We start from the raw sequence: 23,306 nt of genomic DNA, 5'->3' as shown, positions 1-23,306 counted from the left end.
CGGCTACCGCGGCGCGACCGGCTCCACGGTGTCCTTCCGGCGGGCCCGCTCCCGGACCAGCGAGATCGCGATCACCAGCGCGGCGACGAGCACGGAGAGCAGCACCTGGCTGCGGCCGCCGCCCTCCTTGCCGTCGGTGAGCATGTAGAGCAGGACGAACGTGATCATCGCGATCGTCGCCCAGGTCAGATAGGGGAACAGCCACATCCGGACGACGAGCTTCTCCGGGCTCTCGCGCAGGATGATTCCCCGCATCCGCAGCTGCGAGAAGCAGATGACCAGCCACACGAAGAGCGCGACGGCGCCCGAGGAGTTCAGCAGGAACTGGAAGACCGTGTCCGGCCACAGGTAGTTGAAGGCGACCGCCACGAAGCCGAAGACCACGGAGGCCAGGATCGCGGCCTGCGGGACACCTCGCGGGTTCGTCCGCGCGAAGGACCGCGGGGCGTCGCCGCGCTGCCCGAGGGAGAAGGCCATACGGGAGGCGGTGTAGAGCCCGGAGTTGAGACAGGACAGCACGGCGGTCAGCACGATGAAGTTCATGATCTCGCCGGCGTGCGGGATGCCGATGGAGTCGAGGGCCGCGACGTACGAGCCCTTCTTCTCGATCGCGGGGTCGTTCCACGGCAGCAGGGCGACCACGACGAGGATCGAGCCGACGTAGAAGACACCGACCCGCCAGATCACGCTCCTGGTCGCCTTGGCCACTGCCCGCCGCGCGTCCGAGGACTCACCGGCGGCGAGGGTGACGATCTCGCTGCCCATGAAGGAGAAGACGACCAGCAGGATGCCGGTGAGGATCGCCCCCGGCCCGTTCGGCAGGAAGCCGCCGTGCTCGGTGAGGTTCCCGAATCCCGTAGCGGCGTGGCCGGAGCCGGGCAGCACACCGAAGATCGCCAGCCCGCCGAGGACGATGAAGCCCGTGATGGCGACGACCTTGATGCCGGCGAACCAGAACTCGAACTCGCCGAAGGAGCCGACCGAGGCCAGGTTCGTGGCGGTGAGGACCGTCATCACGATCAGGGCCCAGGCCCACTGCGGTACGGCCGGCACCCACCCTTCCAGGATGACGGCGCCCGCGGTCGCCTCCACGGCGAGGACGACGACCCAGAAGAACCAGTACAGCCAGCCGATCGAGAACCCGGCCCAGCGGCCGAGCGCCCGGTCCGCGTACGCCGAGAAGGACCCGGAGGTCGGGTTGGCCGCGGCCATCTCGCCGAGCATCCGCATCACGAAGACGACGAGGGCGCCGACCAGTGCGTAGGACACGAGGATGCCGGGCCCGGCGGCGGCGATGCCGGAGGCGGAGCCCACGAAGAGACCGGCACCGATCACACCGCCGATGGCGATCATGGACAGATGGCGGTTCTTGAGACCGGCCTTCAGACCTGCCTGCTGCTCCGGGGGCTGACCACCGGTGGACGGGGCGGTGTCAGGGGTCAGTGAATCGGGGGGACGTGTAGTCATGTGCGACATCCATGGGGTCGTTGGGAGTGCCGTGCTGTGCGTCAGGAGGGACGGTCGGGGCACCGACGATTCCCGGAAGCGTTCACGGTGCGGTTCGCGTGGGGAGTGGGCCGCATCACTTGCGGAAATGGATTTGCGCAAGCGTATGGGGGCTCATGGGGCCAAATGTTTGTGAAGGCTGAACAAACAAGACCTGCATGGCTGTACGACCGGCCAATGCGGAACCGGCCAATGCGGAACCGGCCAATGGGGAACCGGTTCAGCCGGTGGGCGGCAGCCGCAGCTGGAGCATGGCCAGCAGACGCTGGTCGGGACGGCTCAGATCGAGGCCGGTCAGCTGCTCGGCCCGGCGAAGGCGGTACCGCAGCGTGTTGGGGTGCACATGGAGCTGTGCGGCCGCCGCCCGGATGTCACCGAAGGAGTTCAGGTACGTCAGGAGCGTCTCGGCGAGCCGGCCCTGGTGCCGGCTGTCGTGCGAGAGCAGGGCGGTCAGCCGGGGATCCCGTATCTCGGGGCGGGCGGCGAGCAGCGTCAGAATCTCGCTGACCAGCACCTCCGCCTGGATGTCCGGCAGCGCGGCGACCGCGACGCTCACGCCGGCACTCACCATGGCGTCGAGGATGCGGTCGGCCTCCCGGCGTGACTCGGGGACGTCCCCGAGCCCCGGCACCAGGCACCCGACCGAGCCGCGCAGCGGCAGGCCCAAGTGGCGGCGCGCGGCGTCGGTGATCTCCTGGGTCCAGCCGCGCAGCGTGTCCGTGTCGACGCCGCGGGGCAGCTGGGGCAGCAGCACGTAGATACGGGGATCGACCTGGGTGACCAGGGCGCTGCGGTGCCGGGCGGCGATGTGCACGGAGACCAGGTTGGTGACCTCGGAGTGGGTCAGTTCCGGTGCGGCGACGCCCCCAGGGGTCTCGTATGTCTGCGTGGTCCCGTAGGCCTGCGTGGTCCCGTAAGCCTGCGTGGTCCCGTAAGCCTGCGTGGTCCCGTAGGCCTGCGTCCCGTACGCCTCTGTGGTCCCGTACGCCTCTGTCGTCCCGTACGAGAAACCCAGCACGGCGGCCGGGCGGGTGGCGTCGAATCCCAGGTGCGTGGCCAGCGGCTGCGGTCCGGTGCTGCCGTCCAGGAGTCCGGCCAGCAGGGTCCGGGTGAGCGTCACGTCGTCCGAGAGCTCCCGGCGACGGCGTACGAGATGGAGGGCCGCGACCCGGGCGGCGCCCAGCAGCGCCTGGCGCGAGCGTTCGGACAGCGGGATCGAGCCCTCCTGCACCCAGATGGTGCCTAGCTGCCGGTCCCCGGACCGGATGGCCACCGCGAGCCGGCGGCGGATGCCCAGCTCGGGGTGGCTGTCTATACCGATCACCTCGTCGCTGGAGTGCAGGTGCTGGAACACGCCCCACTCGCGCAGCTTCGCCAGATAGCCCTCCGGCCCCTGCCAGCCGAGGATGGAGCGCCGGCGCAGGTCGTCCGCCTCGTCGGAGTCGGTGGTGCGGGAGTAGGCCAGCACCCGGTTAGCGGCGTCCTCGATGCTGACGATGCCGCTGGTGAGGATGGCCGTGGTCTGGGCGAGCGAGAACAGGTCACCCTCCTCGGCCCCCATGCCGGGCTCCCCCGGCGGTGCGTCGTCGAGGGCGGCCCGGGCCAGCGCGTTCACCTGCTCCCAGCGTGCTTCGCTGCGCAGCGAGAGCAGGGCGACCCCGGCCTCGGCGGCGGTCTCGCTGAGCGCCGCGGCCTGGCCGGGCCCGTCCAGCTTGACCACGACGGCGGCGGCTCCGTCGCGCCCGGCGGCCCTCAGCGCGGGAAAAGCTGCCCGGCCGCGCGCACCGATGACCAGGACGAGCTCGCCCGGCTGTGCGGTCGGCGGATCCTCGGGATCGAGCAGCGAGACCCCGCGGATCTCGACGTCCAGCCCGGCGGGAGCGGCCTGCACCTCCACCAGCGAGTCACCCAGCACCATCAGCAACTGACGCAGGCCGATGCCGGCTGCGCTGGGGGACACTGCGGCCGGATCCATGATCGTCGCCTCTGCTGGGAGCCATGCCGGAGCTCCGATGCTATCCGCAGGGGCGACGGGCACCTCGCGGGAGCGGGGTGGGCCTCCCCCGGGACCGCCGGCCGTGCTCCCGGCGCGCTCCCCTGGCGCCTGTCGCGCCGAGGACTGTTCGGCGAGGAGCACGTCGTCACCGATCCGCGCAAGTGCTCACCGGAGCGCACCCGGCCGACGGTTTGTGATCGACGGCGGGGACAGCCGGCACCTCGTCCATGCCGAGCAGCCGGCCGAGGCGGGTGGGGTTGCCGTGCCCGTCCGGGTTCACGGCGAGCCGGCACTCCGGGTGCTCCGCTCGTTCATCCTCGTCATGACGTCCCAGTGGCGGCTCGTATGACACTGTGCAAGCCCCGACTACGCACGGCAATCGGCTAACGGAACGCAAAAGCCCAGGTCACAAGTTATGAGACCTGGGCTTCTCAGAGCCGCCTTCGGGATTCGAACCCGAGACCTACGCATTACGAGTGCGTTGCTCTGGCCATCTGAGCTAAGGCGGCGCGCTGTCCGCACTATGGTGCGATCAGCAACGACGGTAAGTCTACACAGTTTCCGAGGGTGCTCCGCACCAGCCCCGGAGGCGGGCCCTCCGGGACCGGAGCAGGCCTATGAGCAGCGCTTACCCTCCGCGGGAGGGGTGCCGCGGAGCAGGTAGGCGTTGATCGTGCGGTCGATGCAGGAGCTGCCGCGGCCGTACGCCGTGTGGCCGTCGCCCTCGTAGGTGAGCAGTCGGGCCGAGGAGAGCTGGCCGGCCAGGGCCTGTGCCCAGCGGTAGGGGGTCGCGGGGTCGCGCGTGGTGCCGACCACGACGATCGGGGCGGCGCCCTTCGCCTCGATGCGGTGCGGCTCACCCGTGGCGTGCACCGGCCAGTACGCGCAGTTCAGAGCCGCCCACGCCAGTCCCTCGCCGAAGACCGGGGACGCCTTCTCGAACGCGGGCAGCGCCCTGCGCACCTCCTCGGGGGTGTCGAAGGCGGGCGGCAGGTCGAGACAGTTCACGGCCGCGTTGGCGAACATCAGGTTGCTGTAGCCGCCGTCGGCGTCCCGCTCGTAGTAGCCGTCGGACAGGACGAGGAGCCCGGAGCCGTCGTTCTCCTTCATCGCGGACGTCAGCGCCTCGCGCAACTGCTCCCAGGAGCCCTCGTCGTACATGGCCGCGATCACACCGGTCGTGGCGAGCGACTCGGTGAGGCGGCGGCCGTCGCGATCGCCGGTGGCGGCCGGGCGCGCGTCCAGCTTCTCGAAGAACGCCTTGAGGTTCTCGCCGACCTGCTCGGGCGAGGTGCCCGCGCCGCCCAGCGGGCAGTCCGTCTGCCGGACGCAGTCCTTCGCGAACGACCGGAACGCCGTCTCGAAGCCCGCCGTCTGTTCGAGGTTCAGCCGACGCGCGGACAGCGAGGGGTCCATCGCGCCGTCCAGCACCAGCCGGCCCGCCCGGTCCGGGAAGAGCCCGGCGTACGTCGCCCCGAGGAACGTCCCGTAGGAGGCTCCGACGTAGTTCAGCTTCTCGTCGCCGAGCGCCGCCCGCACGATGTCCATGTCGCGGGCCGCCTCCACGGTGGACACATGGCGCAGCAGCCGGGGCGCGTCCGCGCCGCAGCCCTCGGCGAACGTCCGGTACGCCGTGACCAGCCCGTCGGTCTCCTTGGCGTCGTCCGGTGTGGTGTCCGTCTGCGTGTACGCGTCCATCCCCGGCCCGTCCAGGCACTCGACGGGCTCGCTGCGGGCCACGCCGCGTGGGTCGACCGCCACCATGTCGTAGCGGGCCCGGACATCGGCCGGGTAGCCGATGCCGGCGTACGCCTGGACGTAACCGATCGCCGAGCCGCCCGGCCCGCCGGGGTTCACGAGCAGCGAGCCCAGCCGCTTCCCCGGGCCGGTGGCCTTCTTGCGGGCGACGGCGAGCCGGACGTCTCCGGCGCTGGGCTCGGCGTAGTCGAGCGGTGCCTTGATCGTGGCGCACTCGAAGCCGGGGACGCCGCAGCCGCGCCAGGTCGGCTTCTGGGCGTAGTACGACGTGAGCGCCGCGGGGGTGGACCGCGGCAGCGCGACCAGTGCCGCCGCCTCCGCCGCAGTGGCGGACGTCGTCGAGCTCCCGGAGGAGCAGGCGGAGACGAGCAGCGCGGCCGTGGCGAGGATGCCTGCCGCGGTCCTGGCTCCGCTGCGGGCCCGGCGGTGCAGGCCGCCGGGATGGGAGACGGAGCGGTCGGCGGAGCGGGGAGTGCGCCTTGTGTCCATCCAGCGAGCGTAACTCTGAGCGACGAAATGGATGCCCTGCGTGCGTGTCGTGCCTCGTACGAGTTACGGCGTCAACTCCGCGCCCATCTCGTCGGCAGGACGCGCGGTGCGCTCTGCCGGTGCCGGCTCAGCCCGCTCTGAGCGCCATCGTCATGGCCTCCACCGCGAGCAGCGGGGCCACGTTGCGGTCGAGGGCGTCGCGGCAGGCGGCGATCGCCTCGATGCGGCGGAGCGTGGATTCCGGGGAGCTGCCGCGGGCCAGGCGCTCCAAGGCGTCCTCGGCGTCGGCGTTGGCGATGGCCACGCGGGAGCCGAGCTGGAGGGCGAGGACGTCGCGGTAGAAGGACGTGAGGTCGGTCAGGGCGAGGTCGAGGCTGTCGCGCTGCGTACGCGTTCTGCGGCGCTTCTGCTTGTCCTCCAGGTCCTTCATCACGCCCGCCGTACCCCGCGGCATGCGGCCGCCCTGGGCCGCGCCGAGGGCGGCCCTCAGCTCCTCGGTCTCCTTGGCGTCCGTCTCCTCCGCGAGCTGCTTGGCGTCCTCGGCGGCCGCGTCGACGAGCTCCTGGGCGGCCTTGAGCGCGCCGCCGACGTCCTCCACCCGCAGCGGCAGCCTCAGCACGGCGGCACGGCGCTCGCGCGCGGCCGGGTCGGTGGCCAGGCGGCGGGCCTGGTCGACATGGCCCTGCGTCGCGCGGGCCGCCGCGGCGGCGACGGCGGGCTCGATGCCCTCGCGGCGTACGAGCATGTCGGCGACGGCGTCGACCGACGGCGTGCTCAGGTTCAGGTGGCGGCAGCGGGAGCGGATGGTCGGCAGGACGTCCTCGATGGAGGGGGCGCACAGCAGCCAGACCGTGCGAGGAGCGGGCTCCTCCACGGCCTTGAGGACGGCGTTGGCCGACTTCTCGTTCAGCCGCTCGGCGTCCTCGACGAGGATGACCTGCCAGCGGCCGTTCGCCGGTGACGTGAACGACTTGCGGACGGTGTCGCGCATGTCGTCGGCGAGGATCTGCGTGCCGACGGCGGCGACGGTGGTGACGTCGGCGTGCGTGCCGATCAGCGCCGTGTGACATCCGTCGCAGAACCCGCAGCCCGGGGAGCCGCCGAGGGCCCGGTCCGGGCTGACGCACTGCAAGGCCGCCGCGAACGCCCGCGCCGCCTGGTTCCGCCCGGCCCCGGGGGGACCCGTGAACAGCCAGGCGTGTGTCATCTTCGACGCCTCGGGCGGGGGGACATCGGTCCCGGCCGCGGTGACCTGGGCGTCGGCATCCCGGGCGGCGGCGTCCAGCTGCGCGCTCACCCTCTCCTGCCCGACGAGGTCGTCCCACACGGTCATGGGTCACGCCGCCCTTTCGCCACGTTCCACGGTTTCGCCACGTTCTGCTTCGTCACGTTCCACGGTGCGAGATCCATTGTGGGGGTGACCACTGACAACGCCCCTCGGCGGACCGCCGGAGGCCTCAGCGGCCCCGGCCGCCCTTCCCCCGGCGCCCCCGGCCCTCGTCCGGCTCGTCCTCGTCGTGCGGTCCGAGCAGCTCGTCCGCCAGCGAGGGCAGGTCGTCCAGCGGCGTCTCCTCGGCCCAGTCGGACCGCCGGCGGGGCCGGCCCTCGGCGTCGAGCTGGGGCATCTCCCGCGTACGGTCCTCAGTCCCGTCGGGCCGGGCGGCCGGGGCGCCCTCCCGGAAGTACCCGGGCGGAACGCGGTCCGCCGGTTCGTCCCCGCGTACGGGCGGCAGCACGGCCGTCTCATCGGCGTCCCCCGGCCGGACCGGAGGCAGCACGGCAGTCTCGTCGCCCGCTCCGGAGGGCACCTGGGGCAGTACCTCGGTCTCGTCCCCGGAACCGGAAGCGGAACCGGAACCGGAACCGGGGCCTGAGCCGGGGCGGACCGGAGGCAGTACCTCCGTCTCCTCCCCCGCACCCGGCGGAACCGGCGGCTTGGGCAGCTCGGCCGTCACCTCGGCGTCGGACCCACGGGAGGTCCGGCCCCGGCCCCGGTCCTCGTCCCGCACCGGGCGCAGCACGGTCGTGTCGTCCGCCGCACCGCCCGGCTTCACCACGGGCGTGGGCACCGTCGCCGCGTCCTGACCGGCCGTCGGACCGGAGGCACCCCGCGGGGCAGCGCTCTTCGGGCCGGCCTCCGCGGCGGCGGCCGCCGCCTCCGCCAGGCGCCGGGCCTCCTCGGCCCGCAGCAGGGCCTCCTCGGCCTTGCGCTGCTTCTCAAGGCGGAGCGCCTCGGCCTCGGCACGCAGCCGCGCCTCTTCCTCGGCCTGCTTGCGGCGCCGCTCCTCCTCGGCCTTGCGCCGGGCCTCCTCCTCGGCGCGGGCCTTCTCCTCCGCGAGGAGCCGTGCCCGCTCCTCCTCGGCCTTCTTTCGCGCTTCCTCGGCCCGTCGCCGGGCCTCCTCCGCCTGCCGTTCGGCCTCGCGGCGCTGCGCCTCCTCCAGCTCGCGCCGCTTGCGCTCCTCCTCCTCGGCGCGCAGCCGGGCGAGCTGCTCCTGGCGCTCGCGCTCCAGGCGCTCCTCCTCCGCCTTGCGGGCCGCCTCTTCCTCGGCCTTCCGGCGGGCCTCCTCCTCGGCCTTCTTCCGAGCCTCCTCCTGGGCCTTGATCTCGGCCTCGGACAGCGGCAGCACCTGGTCCAGCCGATGCCGGATGACGGTCGTGACGGCCTCGGGCTCCTGGCCGGCGTCCACCACCAGGTACCGCCCGGCGTCGGCCGCGGCCAGGGTCAGGAAACCGGCCCGCACGCGCGCGTGGAACTCGGCCGGCTCCGACTCCAGCCGGTCCGGCGCCTCGGTGAACCGCTCGCGCGCGGTCTCCGGCGCGACGTCCAGCAGGACGGTCAGATGCGGCACGAGTCCGTTCGTGGCCCAGCGGTTGATCCGGGCGATCTCGGTCGGCGACAGGTCACGGCCCGCCCCCTGGTAGGCCACGGAGGAGTCGATGTACCGATCGGAGATGACGACCGCGCCGCGCTCCAGGGCGGGCCGTACGACGGTGTCGATGTGCTCGGCCCGGTCGGCCGCGTACAGCAGCGCCTCCGCGCGGTGCGACAGACCCTCGCTCGACACGTCCAGCAGGATCGACCGCAGCCGCTTGCCCACCGGCGTCGCCCCCGGCTCGCGTGTCAGCACGACCTCGTGGCCCTTGCCGCGGATCCACTCGGCGAGCGCCTCGGCCTGCGTGGACTTCCCGGCCCCGTCGCCGCCCTCCAGGGCGATGAAGAAACCCGAGGCGGCGGGCGCCTGCTCCGGGTCGTCGCCGCGCAGCAGCGCGTCGCGCAGGTCCTGGCGCAGCGGGACTCCGGAACGGTCGTCGACCTTGGCCAGTACCAGCGCGGCCACCGGCAGCAGCAGGGCGCCGGCCAGCATCAGCGTGAAGGCCGCGCCGCCGTGCGCGAAGACGAACTTGCCGCTCTCCAGCCGGTGCGGCCCGATCCCCGCCGCCACCACCGGGGCGATCACCGTGCCGAGCGCCACGCAGACGCGGACGACCGCGTGCAGGTGCTCCGTCGTACGGGATCGCCGGTACTCCTCGGTCTCCTGGTCGAGCAGGGTGTGCCCGGTGTTGGCGGACATGCCCGCGCCGACGCCGGCCAGCGCGAGGATCAGCAGCACGCTGGTGACGTCCGGGACGAGCCCGGCGGCCAGCAGCGCGACACCTGTGAAGGCGATGGCCAGCGCGAGCAGCCGGCGGCGCGACAGGGCGGGCAGCAGCGAGGGCGCCGTACGGATGCCGACGACGACACCGCCGGTCAGCGCGGCCACGAACAGCCCGTAGAGCACCGGGCCGCCGCCCAGGTCCTTGGCGTGCAGCACGGCCACGGCGACGGCGGCGGACACCGCGGCGGCGACGGCCGCGCAGGCCAGCACCAGCAGCGGCATCACGCCGGTGCGTCCCTTGTCGGCGCCGGCGGTCGTCTTCGGGCGGCGCAGCCCCTCGAGCGGCGACCGCGCGCGGGGGGTGCGCGTGGCGGGCAGCTCCAGGAAGGTCAGCACGGACAGGGAGGCGGCGAACAGCCCGGCCGCCACGTAGGAGGCGAGGGCCGCCTGGTGCTGGCCGAACCAGTCGATGCCGGCGCCCAGCAGGTTGTTGAACAGGGAGGCGACGACGAGCGCGACGGCCGCGAGCGGGATCGCGATGAAGCCGGTGCGCAGCGACAGGCGGCGCAGGGCGTCCATGTGGTCCGGCAGCGGCCGGACGGTCGCGCCTTCCGGCGGCGGGGGCGGCAGCAGGGCGGGGGCCGCGCTCTCGCGGCACACCGTCCAGAACCGCTCGGCGCCCCCGGTCACGAAGGCCGTGACGAGGAGCACGGCCAGCGCGTCATCGGGCGTCCAGTCGATCCACAGCGGCGCGACGATGAGCAGCGCCGCGCGCAGCCCGTCCGCGCCCACCATGGTCCAGCGGCGGTCCAGCGGGCCGTCCTGGGAGGTGAGCGCGGTGAGCGGGCCGAGGAGCACGGCGCCGAACAGGAGCGTCGCCAGGATGCGCGCTCCGAAAACGGTCGCCACTGCGAACGCCACGCCGCGGTAGCCGCCCCCGAACGAGCCTTCGGCGACGGCCGCTTGGAGGGCGAGGACGACCAGTACGAGAAGGGCGAGGGTGTCGCCCACGCCGCCCACGAGCTGCGCGCTCCACAACCGCTTCAACTGCGGACGGCGCAGCAGGGCGCGGACGGCACGCTCGCGGGAGTCCGCGACCAGGGCGTCGTCGGGGGCCGGCTGAGAGGCCGTTGGATGCTCGGCTCGCGTCATGCGTTCAGCCTATCGGGAGCCACCGACACCCCGGGATGCCCGGCCTGGCATGCGCACGCCCCGACACCGAAGTGTTGCCGGGGCGTTCGCATTCCGAACCCTGGGCGAAGATCCGGACCTTGACGGTCCGGATACCGAACGGGTCCCACAGGATCCCGAACGGGCTCCGCAGCGAATCCCGAACCGGTCCGCACGAATCACGAACCGGCCCTGAACGAACCTCAGTCCTCCGCCGGCTCCGAGGCGGCCGCCGTCTTGGCGGCCGTCTTCTTCGCGGTGGTGGTCTTCTTGGCCGTCGTCTTCTTCGCGGTCGTGGTCTTCTTCGCCGCGGTCTTCTTTGCCGCCGTCACCTTCTTCGCCGGAGCCTTCTTGGCCGCCTTCTTCGCGGTCTTCTTCGCCGGCGCCTTCGCGCGCTTCTCGGCGAGCAGCTCGAAGCCGCGCTCCGGGGTGATCTCCTCGACGCTGTCGCCGGAGCGCAGGGTCGCGTTGGTCTCCCCGTCGGTGACGTACGGCCCGAAGCGACCGTCCTTGACGACGACCGGCTTCTCGCTCACCGGGTCGGTGCCCAGCTCCTTCAGTGGCGGCTTGGCGGCCGCCCGGCCACGCTGCTTGGGCTGGGCGTAGATCGCCAGTGCCTCCTCCAGCGTGATCGTGAAGAGCTGCTCCTCGGACTGGAGCGAGCGCGAGTCCGTGCCCTTCTTCAGGTACGGGCCGTAGCGGCCGTTCTGCGCGGTGATCTCTTGGCCCTCGGCGTCGGTGCCGACGACACGCGGCAGCGACATGAGCTTCAGCGCGTCGTCGAGGGTCACCGTGTCCAACGACATCGACTTGAACAGGGACGCCGTGCGCGGCTTGACGGCGTTCTTGCCCGTCTTCGGCGTGCCCTCGGGGAGGATCTCCGTCACGTACGGGCCGTAGCGGCCGTCCTTGGCGACGATCGTGTGGCCGGTGGCCGGGTCGGTCCCCAGTTCGTAGTCGCCGCTCGGCTTGGCGAGCAGCTCCTCCGCGAGGTCGACGGTCAGCTCGTCCGGCGCCAGGTCGTCCGGGATGTCGGCGCGCTGGTGCTGCTCGGTGTCCTTCTCGCCGCGCTCGATGTACGGCCCGTAGCGGCCGACCCGCAGCACGATGCCGTTGCCCACCGGGAACGACGACACCTCGCGCGCGTCGATCGCACCCAGGTCGGTCACCAGCTCCTTCAGACCGCCGAGGTGGTCCCCGTCGCCGTTGCCGGCGTCGGCGGCACCGCCCCCGACCCCCGCGGCGGAGCCGCTGTCGGACGCCGTCTCACCGAAGTAGAACCGCTTCAGCCACGGCACGGACTGCGCCTCACCGCGGGCGATGCGGTCGAGGTCGTCCTCCATCTTGGCGGTGAAGTCGTAGTCGACGAGCCGCCCGAAGTGCTTCTCCAGAAGGTTGACCACGGCGAAGGACAGGAAGGACGGGACCAGCGCCGTGCCCTTCTTGAACACGTAGCCGCGGTCCAGGATCGTGCCGATGATCGACGCGTACGTCGACGGGCGGCCGATCTCGCGCTCTTCCAGCTCCTTGACCAGCGAGGCCTCGGTGTAGCGGGCCGGGGGCTTGGTGGCGTGCCCGTCGACCGTGATCTCCTCGGCGCTCAGGGCGTCGCCCTCGGAGACCTGGGGCAGCCGGCGCTCGCGGTCGTCGAGCTCGGCGTTCGGGTCGTCGGCGCCTTCGACGTACGCCTTGAGGAAGCCGTGGAAGGTGATCGTCTTGCCGGACGCGCTGAACTCGACGTCCCGGCCGTCGGCCGCCGTGCCGCCGATCTTCACCGTGACGCTGTTGCCGGTCGCGTCCTTCATCTGGGAGGCGACGGTCCGCTTCCAGATCAGTTCGTACAGCTTGAACTGGTCGCCGGTCAGTCCGGTCTCGGCGGGAGTGCGGAAACGATCACCCGAGGGGCGGATCGCCTCGTGGGCCTCCTGCGCGTTCTTGACCTTCCCGGCATACGTCCTCGGCTGCGGCGGCAGGTAGTCGGCGCCGTACAGCTGCGTGACCTGGGCGCGGGCGGCGGCGACCGCCGTGTCGCTCAGGGTCGTGGAGTCCGTACGCATGTACGTGATGTAGCCGTTCTCGTACAGCTTCTGGGCGATCTGCATCGTCGCCTTCGCGCCGAAGCCGAGCTTGCGGCTCGCCTCCTGCTGCAGCGTCGTCGTACGGAACGGGGCGTACGGCGAGCGGCGGTACGGCTTGGACTCGACGGACCGGACCGCGAAGCTGGTGTTCTCCAGGGCGGCGGCCAGGGCGCGGGCGTTCGCCTCGTCGAGGTGGAGGGTGTTCGCGCTCTTGAGTTGTCCCAGGGAGTCGAAGTCGCGGCCCTGCGCGACCCGCCTGCCGTCGACGGTCTGCAGGCGCGCGACCAGCGACGACGGGTCCGACTGGTCTCCCGCGCGGCCGGTCGCGAAGGTCCCCGTCAGGTCCCAGTACTCAGCAGAACGGAAAGCGATGCGCTCGCGTTCCCGCTCGACGACAAGTCGCGTCGCGACCGACTGGACACGGCCCGCGGACAGCCGCGGCATGACCTTCTTCCACAGGACCGGCGAGACCTCGTAGCCGTAGAGGCGGTCGAGGATGCGGCGGGTCTCCTGTGCGTCGACGAGCTTCTGGTTCAGCTCGCGCGGGTTGGCCACGGCGGCCTGGATCGCGGCCTTGGTGATCTCGTGGAAGACCATCCGCTTGACCGGGACCTTGGGCTTGAGGACCTCCTGGAGGTGCCAGGCGATGGCCTCGCCCTCGCGGTCCTCATCGGTGGCGAGGAAGAGCTCATCAGAGTCCTTCAGCAGGTCCTTGAGCTTCTTGACCTGCGCCTTCTTATCAGCGTTGACCACATAGATCGGCTGGAAGTCGTGTTCGACGTCCACACCGAGGCGGCGGACCTCGCCGGTGTACTTCTCGGGCACCTCGGCAGCGCCGTTGGGAAGGTCGCGGATGTGCCCGACGCTCGCCTCGACTACGTAGCCGGGGCCCAGGTAGCCCTTGATCGTCTTCGCCTTGGCAGGCGACTCGACGATGACGAGTCGGCGGCCGCCCTGTGCGGTCTCGCTGGTCGGGGACAACTTCGCTCTTCTCTCCGGTCGACGCTGGGGCCTCCCCAGGGTTCGCCTCCCGGGGTCGGGTCGTGGTGACGCTGCGGAGTGTGACGGTACATCCCGCCCCCGTGTCAAACGGGAAAAGCCCGCAACGGCCACTCGAACGGTAACCCGACTACCACCATTCCTGCCGCCCGGAGTGCCCGGAGCCGGCTCGGCCTCATGCGGAGTGCCACCTGTCGGTTACCCACAGGCACACCGCCGACACACTCCTCAGAGGCGGGTGAAGCACCAGGTTCCGGCCGCCAGGGCGAGTACCGCGGCGACGCTCGCGAGGGTCGCCGACGCGACGGGGCTCACGCCCTGGGCGACGGGCCGGTGCCGGCGGACGCGTGTCACGGTCCACGCCAGCAGTGCGCCTCCGAACAGGGAGAACACCACTCCCGCGAAGATCGCCGGTTCGCTCTCCATGGCTCGCCGTGCCCCCTTGTTCCCGTCCTCGTCTCCCCAGCCACGGGAGGCTGCCACGCGTGGGCAGCGAGCAGGCGAACCGGAGGTGAACGCCGGGGCGACACGGCCGCGGATCGGGGGCTTCCGGCCCCTCACGGACCGTTTCGGACGAGGTGTTCAAATCGACTCGAATTTGTTGGCGAGCCGGCGGGCAGCACCCCCGACGATCTCTTGAGCCCCTCAGCGGACCGGTTCCAGGAAGCCCTGCTCGACGAGCAGCCGGATCTGCGCCGGAGTACGGTCGCGCAGCAGCACCGGGTCCTCGCCGATCAGCTGGGCGATGGCGTCGAGGATGCGACCAGCGCTCATCGTGCCGTCGCACACGCCCGCGAAGCCCGCGCCGACCGTGTCCACCCGGGTCGCCCGGCGCATGCCGCGGTTCTGGCGCAGCACGACATGCTCGGGGTCCTCCGCACCGGGCAGCCCGACCTGCTCCTGCACGACCTCGTCGCCGAGCCGGAAGTGTCCTTCGAGCAGGGCGGCGTCGTCGTGGTCGCGCAGGTAGTCCAGCCGGTCGAAATGGGCCCGGATGGCATCCCCGAGCGGCTGCTCCACCGGATGCGGCCACTCCTCCACCGTGACGGAGGGCACGGCGGCGCCCGTCCTGCGCAGGGTGATCCAGCCGAAGCCGACGGCCTTCACCTTGCGCGCCTCGAACTCGTCGAGCCAGGCGTCGTACCGCGCCTGGTACTCCGCCACGTCCTCGCGGTGGTCGCCCGCGTCCCGCAGCCACAGCTCGGCGTACTGATTGACGTCCTGCACCTCGCGCTGCACGATCCACGCGTCGCAGCCCCGGGGCACCCATGACCTGAGCCGGTCCTGCCAGTCCTCCCCTTCCACGTTCTGCCAGTTGGCGAGGAACTGCGCGAACCCTCCCTCGTTCAGCCGCTCCCCCGCCTCCTGAACGAGCGTGCGGCACAGATCGTCCCCGCCCATCCCGCCGTCGCGGTAGGTGAGGCGGGCTCCGGGAGAGATCACGAACGGCGGGTTCGAGACGATCAGGTCGTACGTCTCGTCGTCCCGCACCGGCTCGAAGAGGGAGCCCTCGCGCAGATCGGCGGCCGGGGCGCCGGAGAGCGCCAGCGTGAGAGCGGTGATGTGCAGCGCGCGCGGGTTGAGGTCGGTGGCCGTCACGCGCGTGGCGTGCTGAGCGGCGTGCAGCGCCTGGATGCCGGAGCCGGTGCCGAGGTCGAGCGCGGCGGCGACCGGCGTACGGACGGTGATGCCGGCGAGGGTCGTGGAGGCCCCGCCGACTCCCAGGACGACCCCCTCGTCACGCCGGCCGATCCCGCCGGCGCCACCGACCGCGCAGCCCAGGTCCGACACGATGAACCAGTCCTCGCCGTCGGGCCCGCCGTAGGGCCGCACGTCCACGGTGGCGGCGAGCTCGTCGGCGCCGGCGCGCGTCAGCCAGCCGCTCTCCAGGCACGCCTCGACGGGCAGGACGTCCGCCACGCGCGCGTGCGGCACCGGCTGCTGAAGCAGGAACAGCCGGACGAGCAGCTCCAGCGGCGAGTCCCCGCGGGTCGCCCGGAGCGCGGGCACGGTCTCGCTCCGCGCCAGGGCCGCGTACGCGGGGGCGCCGAGCAGTTCGAGCAGCCCGTCGGCGGTGAAGGAGGCTCCGAGCAGGGCGTCCCGGAGCCGGGCGGCGACATCGGGACGGTCGGAGGAGGGCAGCGAGGACAGGGGTGACTGACTGGCGTTACTCACGCCCCCATTGTGTCCGCCGGCACCGGTATCGCACGTGCCCGTGCCGGGCAACGGGCGCGGCTCGGCGGACCGCCCCGGCAGTCACTCTGGAACTGGGCGGTCCCGCCGGCCCCGGAAGTGCTCCTCGCTCAGCTCTGGGTCGCCGGCGCCGTGGCCGCCTTGCAGCTGTCCTGCCGTGCCATCGCCTGGCCGACCTCGCCCTCCTCCAGGGTCCGCAGCGCGTCGTTCCCGCTCTTGCCCAGCTTGTCGAGCTCCGTGGCGATGTCCTTCAGGCCGTCCGCGAACTTGCCCTGGTCCTTGGTGTCCAGCCCGTCGACCTGCTTCTTCAGGGAGGCGTACGAGGTGGAGATCGTGTTGAGCTCCTTGACGGCGTCCTGCTGCTTCTTCTCGCCGTTCTCGACGTCCGGCGCCCCGGCCTTGGTCACCGCGGCCCCGATGGCCTTGTAGGCGTCGGACATGTCCTGGAAGGCCTTTGCGTCGGTCTTCTGGACGTCCTCCGGCTTGCTGTTGTCCGAGGTCTCCTTCTGGATCGAGGCATTGGCCGACTCGATCTTCTTGGCCTGCGGCTGTACGGCGTCGCAGACCTCCTTGGCCCAGGAGTCCAGCTTCTCGTTCTCGTCGCCGCCGCATCCCGACAGCGCCAGTACCAGTACCGCACCGCCGGACAGTGCGGCCGCGAGCTTCTTGTTCACCGGTTTGGTCCCTTCCATGGCTCTCGGCCCCGGAACATACACGCCAGATGCACGGCAACCGCACGGCGAGAGTCCATTAAGACCTTTTTGTGACCTTTTGCACCAAGCGAGAGAAGCCTCACGGCGCGATGGCGCACACAGACAGTGCGGGCGGGCGACGCGCAACGCGCGCCGCCGGCCCGCACCTTGAGCTGGGGCTTGGACGACCTCCCTACGAAACCACCGCCGGGTCCGCAGACTTGGGCTCCGGTTCGGCGTTGTCTTCGTCACCCATGGCGATTCCGCGCCGCTTTGACACGTACACCGCACCTGCGATGACGACGAACGCGAGGGCCGCGATCAGGATCCGCACCCCGATGCTCTTGTCCGGGCCGTAGGAGAACTTGATCACCGCGGGCGCGATGAGCAGTGACACCAGGTTCATGACCTTCAGCAGCGGGTTGATCGCGGGGCCGGCGGTGTCCTTGAAGGGGTCACCGACGGTGTCGCCGATCACGGTCGCCGCGTGGGCCTCACTGCCCTTGCCTCCGTGGTGGCCGTCCTCGACGAGCTTCTTGGCGTTGTCCCAGGCGCCACCGGAGTTGGCCAGGAACACCGCCATCAGCGTGCCCGCCCCGATCGCGCCCGCCAGGAACGCGCCGAGCGGGCCGACGCCGAGCGTGAACCCGATGAAGATCGGCGCCATCACGGCGAGCAGACCGGGCGTGGCCAGCTCGCGCAAAGCGTCCTTGGTGCAGATGTCGACGACCTTGCCGTACTCCGGGGTCTCGCTGTAGTCCATGATCCCGGGCTTCTCGCGGAACTGCCGCCGCACTTCGAAGACCACGGCACCGGCCGACCGCGACACGGCGTTGATCGCCAGCCCCGAGAAGAGGAAGACGACCGCCGCGCCCGCGACGAGACCCACGAGGTTGTTGGGCTGCGAGATGTCCATCATCAGGCTCAGCGGGGCTCCGTCCCCGCTGAGTGTCTCGCCCACGTCACGCGCGCCGGTGAAGATCGCGTCGCGGTACGACCCGAACAGGGCTGCCGCTGCGAGCACGGCCGTGGCGATCGCGATGCCCTTGGTGATCGCCTTGGTGGTGTTGCCGACCGCGTCCAGGTTCGTGAGCACCTGTGCGCCCGCGCCCTCGACGTCGCCGGACATCTCCGCGATGCCCTGCGCGTTGTCGGAGACCGGCCCGAAGGTGTCCATCGCTACGATCACGCCGACCGTGGTGAGCAGGCCGGTGCCCGCCAGCGCCACCGCGAACAGCGCCAGCATGATCGACGTACCGCCGAGCAGGAACGCCCCGTACACGCCGAGGCCGATCAACAGGGCGGTGTAGACGGCCGATTCGAGACCGACGGAGATACCGGCGAGGACGACGGTGGCCGGGCCGGTGAGCGAGGTCTTGCCGATGTCCCGGACGGGACGCCGGGTGGTCTCGGTGAAGTAGCCGGTCAGTTGCTGGATCAGGGCGGCGAGCACGATGCCGATGGCCACCGCGACGAGCGCGAGGACCCGCGGGTCGCCGTCCTTGCCCGTGATCGCCGCGTCCGTCACGCCGTCGAGCTCCGAGTACTTCCCGGGCAGGTAGACGAAGACGGCCACGGCCACCAGCACGAGCGAGATCACCGCGGAGATGAAGAACCCGCGGTTGATGGCGCTCATGCCGCTGCGGTCGGCGCGCCTGGGCGCCACCGCGAAGATGCCGATCATGGCGGTGACCACACCGATCGCCGGCACGAGCAGCGGGAAGCCGAGCCCGGCGTCGCCGAAGGCCGCCGAGCCCAGGATCAGCGCGGCGACGAGGGTCACGGCGTACGACTCGAAGAGGTCGGCCGCCATGCCCGCGCAGTCGCCGACGTTGTCGCCCACGTTGTCGGCGATGGTCGCGGCATTGCGCGGGTCGTCCTCCGGAATGCCCTGTTCGACCTTGCCGACCAGGTCGGCGCCGACGTCGGCGGCCTTGGTGAAGATGCCGCCGCCGACACGCATGAACATCGCGATCAGCGCGGCCCCGAGGCCGAAGCCCTCGAGCACCTTCGGCGCGTCGGCCGCGTACACCAGCACCACGCAGGAGGCGCCCAGCAGACCGAGGCCCACCGTGAACATGCCGACGACGCCGCCCGTGCGAAATGCGATCTTCATCGCTTTGTGCGAAACGGTGGTGAGATCTTTTTCCGGCTCGCCTGCCGCCGGAGTGGCTTCACGCGCCGCCGCGGCGACACGCACATTGCTGCGCACGGCGAGCCACATGCCGATATAGCCGGTGGCCGCCGAGAACCCCGCTCCGATCAGGAAGAACACCGACCGACCGGCACGCTGATTCCAGTCGTCCGCGGGCAGCAGCATGAGCAGGAAGAACACGACCACGGCGAATACCGCGAGCGTGCGCAGCTGACGTGCCAGATAGGCGTTCGCGCCTTCCTGGACCGCCGCCGCGATCTTCTTCATGCTGTCGGTGCCCTCGCCGGCCGCGAGTACCTGGCGTACCAGGACGCCCGCGACCACGAGTGCCGCCAGCGCGACGACCGCGATGACCACGACGAGAACGCGGTTGTCATCGGTCAGTACGGCGGCTGCGAGGTCTGTGGGATGGCCCGACTGTGGTGAGAGAGAAAGCCCCGCCATTCGTCCTCCTTGACGCTTGGGCTGAGCTCAAGATGTGGACGGGATTGTAGGTACCGGAACCTGATCAAAACAGAGCGCGATAAGCGGAATTGGCCTTCTGAGGTAATGCCCTGAAAGCATTCTCGGACGGCCCTGGAGCATGCGAATGATCGTGAACGAATTCACGCGATGAACGGCACAGGAACTACTGTAAAGGCGACCACTGACACCCGCACATGACGAAGGGCCCCACGGGTGTGGGGCCCTTCGTCGAGAGCGGTGTGCGCGGTGGCTTGTCAGGCCAGAATGGTCGGCGGCGGGGTGGTCGGCCAGGTCATCTTGATCGACCCGCCGTGCTCCCCCGCGCTGACCTCGACGTCGTCGACGAGTCCGCTGATGACCGCGAGGCCCATCTCGTCCTCCTCGGCCTCACCGTCGGGGTCGCCGGGTCCGGCGCCCGTGCGCTCGCCTGGGACCGCGTGCGGGGCCTCGTCGCCGACCTCGATGGAGAACTGTTTCTCCTCCTCGATCAGCAGCACCTTCACCGGTGCCGAGATCCCGCCGGTCTGATGCAGCCCGACAGCCCGCGTACAGGCCTCGCCGACGGCGAGCCTGACCTCGTCGAGGACGGCCTCGTCCACTCCGGCCCTGCGCGCCACCGCGGCCGCCACCAGCCGGGCGGTCCTGACGTGCTCGGGCAGCGCGCTGAAGCGGAGCTCAACGGTGGCCATGCATCCCCCTCGCAACTACGGGCGTGCTGTCGAGAGGCTCCGGGCCGCCGAAATCCCGGGCCCCCTCGGTCTTCACTTCTGCCGAACTCTTGCCGCGACTTCGGCCGGCCCGGGCACGAGGCCCGGGCCCGGTGGTCAGTCGGTCGCCGCCACCGCTTCCTCGACCGAGGTGTGAATCGGGAACACCTTGGTCAGGCCGGTGATACGGAAGATCTTCAGAATGCGCTCCTGGTTGCAGACCAGGCGCAGGGAGCCCTCATGGGCCCGCACACGCTTCAGGCCGCCGACCAGCACGCCGAGCCCGGTGGAGTCGAGGAAGTCCACGCCCTCCATGTCGACGACAAGGTGGAAACTGCCGTCGTTCACCAGCTCGACCAACTGCTCGCGCAGCTTGGGCGCGGTATATACGTCGATTTCGCCACCGACCCTGACGATCGTGCGATCGCCCATGGTCTCGGTCGACAGGGACAGGTCCACGGATCCTCCAGCACCTTGCTATCGAGCGGTCGCCCTTGGGGCACCTCGGCTTCGTCCCCTGGACGGTTCGCCAGCCGCGATGGCATTCAATCACTTACGGGCAGGCGTGCACGACGCCTTGGCTCCATTGTCCGTCACGCCAGTGACACACTCGGTGCCGATGGCCAAGAATCACCGATCCGATCGAACCCCGACGGACCCCGCCTCCCGACCCGCGCCGGGCGCGGTCCTGGACCGGCTCGCGTCCGGTCCGAGCAGGGCTTCGCGCATTACTCATACGGAGCACTTGCCCCCGCGCGAGGGTCGGCATGCCGTCTGGCCGGACCGGATCCGAGCGGAGGTCGTGGCGGCCGTGCAGGCCGCGGGCATCGAGCATCCCTGGGCCCATCAGGCGCGCGCGGCGGAGCACGCGCTGGACGGCGAGTCGGTCGTCGTCGCCACCGGCACGGCCTCCGGCAAGTCCCTGGCCTACCTCGCGCCGGTCCTGTCCACCCTCCTGGACGGCGCCGAGGCCCCGAACGGCCGCGGCGCGACGGCCCTCTACCTGGCCCCCACCAAGGCCCTTGCGGCGGATCAGTGCCGCTCCGTGAAGGAACTTTCACATCCGTTGGGCCATTCGGTGCGCACCGCCGTGTACGACGGCGACACTCCGTTCGAGGAGCGCGAGTGGATCCGCCAGTACGCCAACTACGTCCTGACCAACCCGGACATGCTCCATCGCGGCATCCTGCCGTCCCACCCTCGCTGGTCCTCCTTCCTGAAGTCGCTGAAGTACGTCGTCGTCGACGAGTGCCACACCTACCGCGGCGTCTTCGGCTCGCACGTCGCCCAGGTGCTGCGCCGGCTGCGCCGCCTGTGCGCCCGCTACGGCTCCTCGCCCGTGTTCCTGCTGGCCTCCGCGACCGCAGCGGAGCCCGCGGTGGCCGCCCGCCGCCTCACCGGTCTGCCGGTGGTGGAGGTCGCCGACGACGCCTCCCCGCGCGGTGAACTGGTGTTCGCCCTCTGGGAACCGCCGCTGACCGAGCTGCACGGCGAGAAGGGCGCCCCCGTCCGCCGCACGGCCACCGCCGAGGCCGCCGACCTGCTCACCGACCTCACCGTGCAGGGCGTGCGCTCGGTCGCCTTCGTCCGGTCCCGGCGCGGGGCCGAGCTGATCTCCGTCATCTCCCAGGAGCGACTGGCCGAGGTCGACCGGTCGCTGAGCCGGCGTGTCGCGGCGTACCGGGGCGGTTATCTTCCGGAGGAGCGCCGGGCACTCGAACGCGCCCTCCATTCGGGTGAACTGCTGGGCCTCGCCGCGACGAACGCCCTCGAACTCGGCATCGACATCTCCGGCCTGGACGCGGTCGTCATCGCCGGCTACCCGGGCACCCGCGCCTCCCTGTGGCAGCAGGCGGGCCGGGCCGGACGGTCCGGGCAGGGAGCGCTGGCCGTCCTGGTCGCACGGGACGACCCTCTGGACACCTTCCTCGTCCACCACCCGGAGGCGCTGTTCGACCAGCCCGTCGAGTCGACGGTCCTCGACCCGGACAACCCCTACGTGCTGGCCCCGCACTTGTGTGCGGCCGCCGAGGAGCTGCCCCTGACGGACGAGGACCTCGACCTGTTCGGCCCGGCCTGCGAGGACCTCCTCCCCCAGCTCGAAGCCGCCAAGCTGCTGCGCCGCCGCACCAGGGCCTGGCACTGGACCCGCCGTGAGCGGGCCGCCGACCTGACCGACATCCGCGGCGAGGGCGGGCGGCCGGTCCAGGTCGTCGAGGCCGGAACGGGCCGGCTGCTCGGCACGGTCGACGCGGGCGCCGCGCACTCGACCGTCCACGAGGGGGCGGTCCACCTCCACCAGGGCCGCACGTACCTGGTGCGGTCGCTGGACCTGGAGGACTCCGTCGCCCTCGTCGAGGAGGCCGCGCCGCCCTACTCCACGGTCGCCCGCGACACGACGTCGATCTCCGTCCTGGAGACGGACGTCGAGGTCCCCTGGGGCGACGGCCGCCTGTGCTACGGCTCCGTCGAGGTCACCAACCAGGTCGTCTCCTTCCTCCGCAGACGGCTCATGACCGGTGAAGTGCTGGGCGAGACGAAACTCGACCTCCCTCCTCGTACGCTGCGCACCCGGGCCGTGTGGTGGACCGTCACCGAGGACCAGCTCGACCGCGCCCGGATCAACCCGGAGATCCTCGGCGGCTCCCTGCACGCCGCCGAGCACGCGTCGATCGGCCTGCTGCCCCTCTTCGCGACCTGCGACCGCTGGGACATCGGCGGCGTGTCGATCCCGCTCCATCCCGACACCCTCCTGCCCACGGTCTTCGTCTACGACGGCCATCCCGGCGGCGCGGGCTTCGCGGAGCGCGCCTTCCACACCGCCCGCACCTGGCTGACCGCCACCCGCCAGGCCATCGCCTCCTGCGAGTGCGACGCCGGCTGCCCGTCCTGCATCCAGTCCCCCAAGTGCGGCAACGGCAACGACCCGCTGCACAAGAGGGGGGCTGTCCGGCTGCTCACGGTGCTGCTGGAGGGGGCTCCCGAGGAGAAGGAGGCGGAGGAGCGGCCGGCGGAAGCGCCTCCGGAGCCGACGGAAGCCCCACGGGAGCCGACGGAAACCTCACCGGAGCCGACAGAAACCTCACCGGAGTCGGAAACCCAACGGCAGCCGAGGGAAACCCCGAGGGAGCCGAAGGAGGCCCCGAGGGACCCGAGGGACCCGAGGGAGGCCCCGCCCGCGCCCTGACCTCCGCCGTGAACGGCCCCCGGCCCGACGCCGCCGTCACGTCCGAGATCTCCCCGACGACCTCGCACCGCACGAGCCGGACCCCCTGTGCCCGGGCCACCCGGCCGGCCCGGGCACAGGCCGCCGTACCGCCCTCGGCCCAGTGGTCCGCCGCCGCGAGCGCCGCGAGATCCGCACCGCCCGCCGCACGGTGCCGGATCACGACGGCCTGCCCCAGCGCGAGGACGACGCCGAACACCACGCACAGCACGGCGATCGCCCCGACACTCCAGACGGTGGCGGACCCCTGGTCCGAGGCGGCACCGCGCATAGGCC

The 23,306-nt window shown here is 71.4% G+C and carries 13 protein-coding genes, 1 tRNA gene and 1 pseudogene; 1 reads left to right on the top strand and 14 read right to left on the bottom strand.

All coding sequences use genetic code 11. From position 1 onward, the window contains the following. Nucleotides 1-3: 3 nt before the first annotated feature. From ACIBL4_RS33915 to bldG, 13 genes are all read right to left on the bottom strand, one after another. The gene (locus ACIBL4_RS33915) at nucleotides 4-1,467 is read right to left on the bottom strand and encodes an amino acid permease (protein ID WP_399415610.1); all 1,464 of its coding nucleotides are present in this window, start codon (nucleotides 1,465-1,467) and stop codon (nucleotides 4-6) included. Nucleotides 1,468-1,726: 259 nt separating this feature from the next. Beyond that, complete coding sequence (locus tag ACIBL4_RS33910) at nucleotides 1,727-3,481, bottom strand: PucR family transcriptional regulator (RefSeq protein ID WP_399415609.1); 1,755 nt, start codon at nucleotides 3,479-3,481, stop codon at nucleotides 1,727-1,729. A 456-nt stretch (nucleotides 3,482-3,937) separates the two neighbouring features. Next, nucleotides 3,938-4,011 (bottom strand) — tRNA-Thr (locus tag ACIBL4_RS33905). A gap of 106 nt (nucleotides 4,012-4,117) precedes the next feature. After that, nucleotides 4,118-5,749, bottom strand: a complete 1,632-nt coding sequence (locus tag ACIBL4_RS33900; protein WP_399415608.1) for an alpha/beta hydrolase — start codon at nucleotides 5,747-5,749, stop codon at nucleotides 4,118-4,120. Nucleotides 5,750-5,876: 127 nt separating this feature from the next. Continuing rightward, entirely contained in the window at nucleotides 5,877-7,082 is a 1,206-nt protein-coding gene (locus ACIBL4_RS33895) for a DNA polymerase III subunit delta' (protein ID WP_399415607.1), read from the bottom strand. Between the two features lie 124 nt (nucleotides 7,083-7,206). Next, the gene (gene tmk / locus ACIBL4_RS33890; protein ID WP_399415606.1) at nucleotides 7,207-10,497 is read right to left on the bottom strand and encodes a dTMP kinase; all 3,291 of its coding nucleotides are present in this window, start codon (nucleotides 10,495-10,497) and stop codon (nucleotides 7,207-7,209) included. 221 nt (nucleotides 10,498-10,718) lie between these two features. Next, nucleotides 10,719-13,574, bottom strand: coding sequence for a type I DNA topoisomerase (topA, locus tag ACIBL4_RS33885; protein WP_399415605.1), 2,856 nt, complete (start codon nucleotides 13,572-13,574; stop codon nucleotides 10,719-10,721). A gap of 246 nt (nucleotides 13,575-13,820) precedes the next feature. After that, the gene (locus ACIBL4_RS33880) at nucleotides 13,821-14,018 is read right to left on the bottom strand and encodes a hypothetical protein (protein WP_399415604.1); all 198 of its coding nucleotides are present in this window, start codon (nucleotides 14,016-14,018) and stop codon (nucleotides 13,821-13,823) included. A gap of 219 nt (nucleotides 14,019-14,237) precedes the next feature. Beyond that, nucleotides 14,238-15,767 carry a methyltransferase gene (locus ACIBL4_RS33875; RefSeq protein WP_399415603.1) on the bottom strand — a complete coding sequence of 510 codons (1,530 nt, stop codon included), beginning with the start codon at nucleotides 15,765-15,767 and terminating at the stop codon, nucleotides 14,238-14,240. A gap of 128 nt (nucleotides 15,768-15,895) precedes the next feature. After that, a complete protein-coding gene (locus tag ACIBL4_RS33870) occupies nucleotides 15,896-16,477 on the bottom strand; it encodes a small secreted protein (protein ID WP_399415602.1) in 582 nt (193 codons plus the stop codon). A 193-nt stretch (nucleotides 16,478-16,670) separates the two neighbouring features. Continuing rightward, nucleotides 16,671-19,076: a sodium-translocating pyrophosphatase gene (locus ACIBL4_RS33865; protein WP_399415601.1), complete on the bottom strand. Its 2,406-nt coding sequence runs from the start codon at nucleotides 19,074-19,076 to the stop codon at nucleotides 16,671-16,673. A 275-nt stretch (nucleotides 19,077-19,351) separates the two neighbouring features. After that, the gene (locus tag ACIBL4_RS33860) at nucleotides 19,352-19,786 is read right to left on the bottom strand and encodes an ATP-binding protein (RefSeq protein ID WP_279545135.1); all 435 of its coding nucleotides are present in this window, start codon (nucleotides 19,784-19,786) and stop codon (nucleotides 19,352-19,354) included. Between the two features lie 135 nt (nucleotides 19,787-19,921). After that, a complete protein-coding gene (bldG, locus tag ACIBL4_RS33855; protein WP_003991900.1) occupies nucleotides 19,922-20,263 on the bottom strand; it encodes an anti-sigma factor antagonist BldG in 342 nt (113 codons plus the stop codon). A gap of 79 nt (nucleotides 20,264-20,342) precedes the next feature. Between bldG and ACIBL4_RS33850 the strand changes: the two genes are divergently transcribed. Beyond that, a complete protein-coding gene (locus ACIBL4_RS33850; RefSeq protein WP_399415600.1) occupies nucleotides 20,343-22,991 on the top strand; it encodes a DEAD/DEAH box helicase in 2,649 nt (882 codons plus the stop codon). Here the strand turns inward: ACIBL4_RS33850 and ACIBL4_RS33845 are convergent. Beyond that, nucleotides 22,930-23,301, bottom strand: a pseudogene (locus ACIBL4_RS33845) (Rv3654c family TadE-like protein); the annotation flags it as partial. The gene ACIBL4_RS33850 and the pseudogene ACIBL4_RS33845 sit on opposite strands and share 62 nt — an antisense overlap. Nucleotides 23,302-23,306: the final 5 nt, after the last annotated feature.

It is taken from the genome of Streptomyces sp. NPDC050416 (assembly GCF_044458845.1).
Classification (GTDB): Bacteria; Actinomycetota; Actinomycetes; order Streptomycetales; family Streptomycetaceae; genus Streptomyces.
Note: the sequence above shows the minus strand (reverse complement) of the source record. Positions and strands in the feature narration are given on the sequence as shown.

Excerpts from the sequence above, each read along its gene's own strand:
- ACIBL4_RS33915 (WP_399415610.1), bottom strand. The coding sequence starts at position 1,467 with ATGACTACACGTCCCCCCGATTCACTGACCCCTGACACCGCCCCGTCC.
- ACIBL4_RS33910 (WP_399415609.1), bottom strand. The coding sequence starts at position 3,481 with ATGGATCCGGCCGCAGTGTCCCCCAGCGCAGCCGGCATCGGCCTGCGT.
- ACIBL4_RS33900 (WP_399415608.1), bottom strand. The coding sequence starts at position 5,749 with ATGGACACAAGGCGCACTCCCCGCTCCGCCGACCGCTCCGTCTCCCAT.
- ACIBL4_RS33895 (WP_399415607.1), bottom strand. The coding sequence starts at position 7,082 with ATGACCGTGTGGGACGACCTCGTCGGGCAGGAGAGGGTGAGCGCGCAG.
- tmk (WP_399415606.1), bottom strand. The coding sequence starts at position 10,497 with ATGACGCGAGCCGAGCATCCAACGGCCTCTCAGCCGGCCCCCGACGAC.
- ACIBL4_RS33880 (WP_399415604.1), bottom strand. The coding sequence starts at position 14,018 with ATGGAGAGCGAACCGGCGATCTTCGCGGGAGTGGTGTTCTCCCTGTTC.
- ACIBL4_RS33870 (WP_399415602.1), bottom strand. The coding sequence starts at position 16,477 with ATGGAAGGGACCAAACCGGTGAACAAGAAGCTCGCGGCCGCACTGTCC.
- ACIBL4_RS33865 (WP_399415601.1), bottom strand. The coding sequence starts at position 19,076 with ATGGCGGGGCTTTCTCTCTCACCACAGTCGGGCCATCCCACAGACCTC.
- ACIBL4_RS33860 (WP_279545135.1), bottom strand. The coding sequence starts at position 19,786 with ATGGCCACCGTTGAGCTCCGCTTCAGCGCGCTGCCCGAGCACGTCAGG.
- ACIBL4_RS33850 (WP_399415600.1), top strand. The coding sequence starts at position 20,343 with ATGGCATTCAATCACTTACGGGCAGGCGTGCACGACGCCTTGGCTCCA.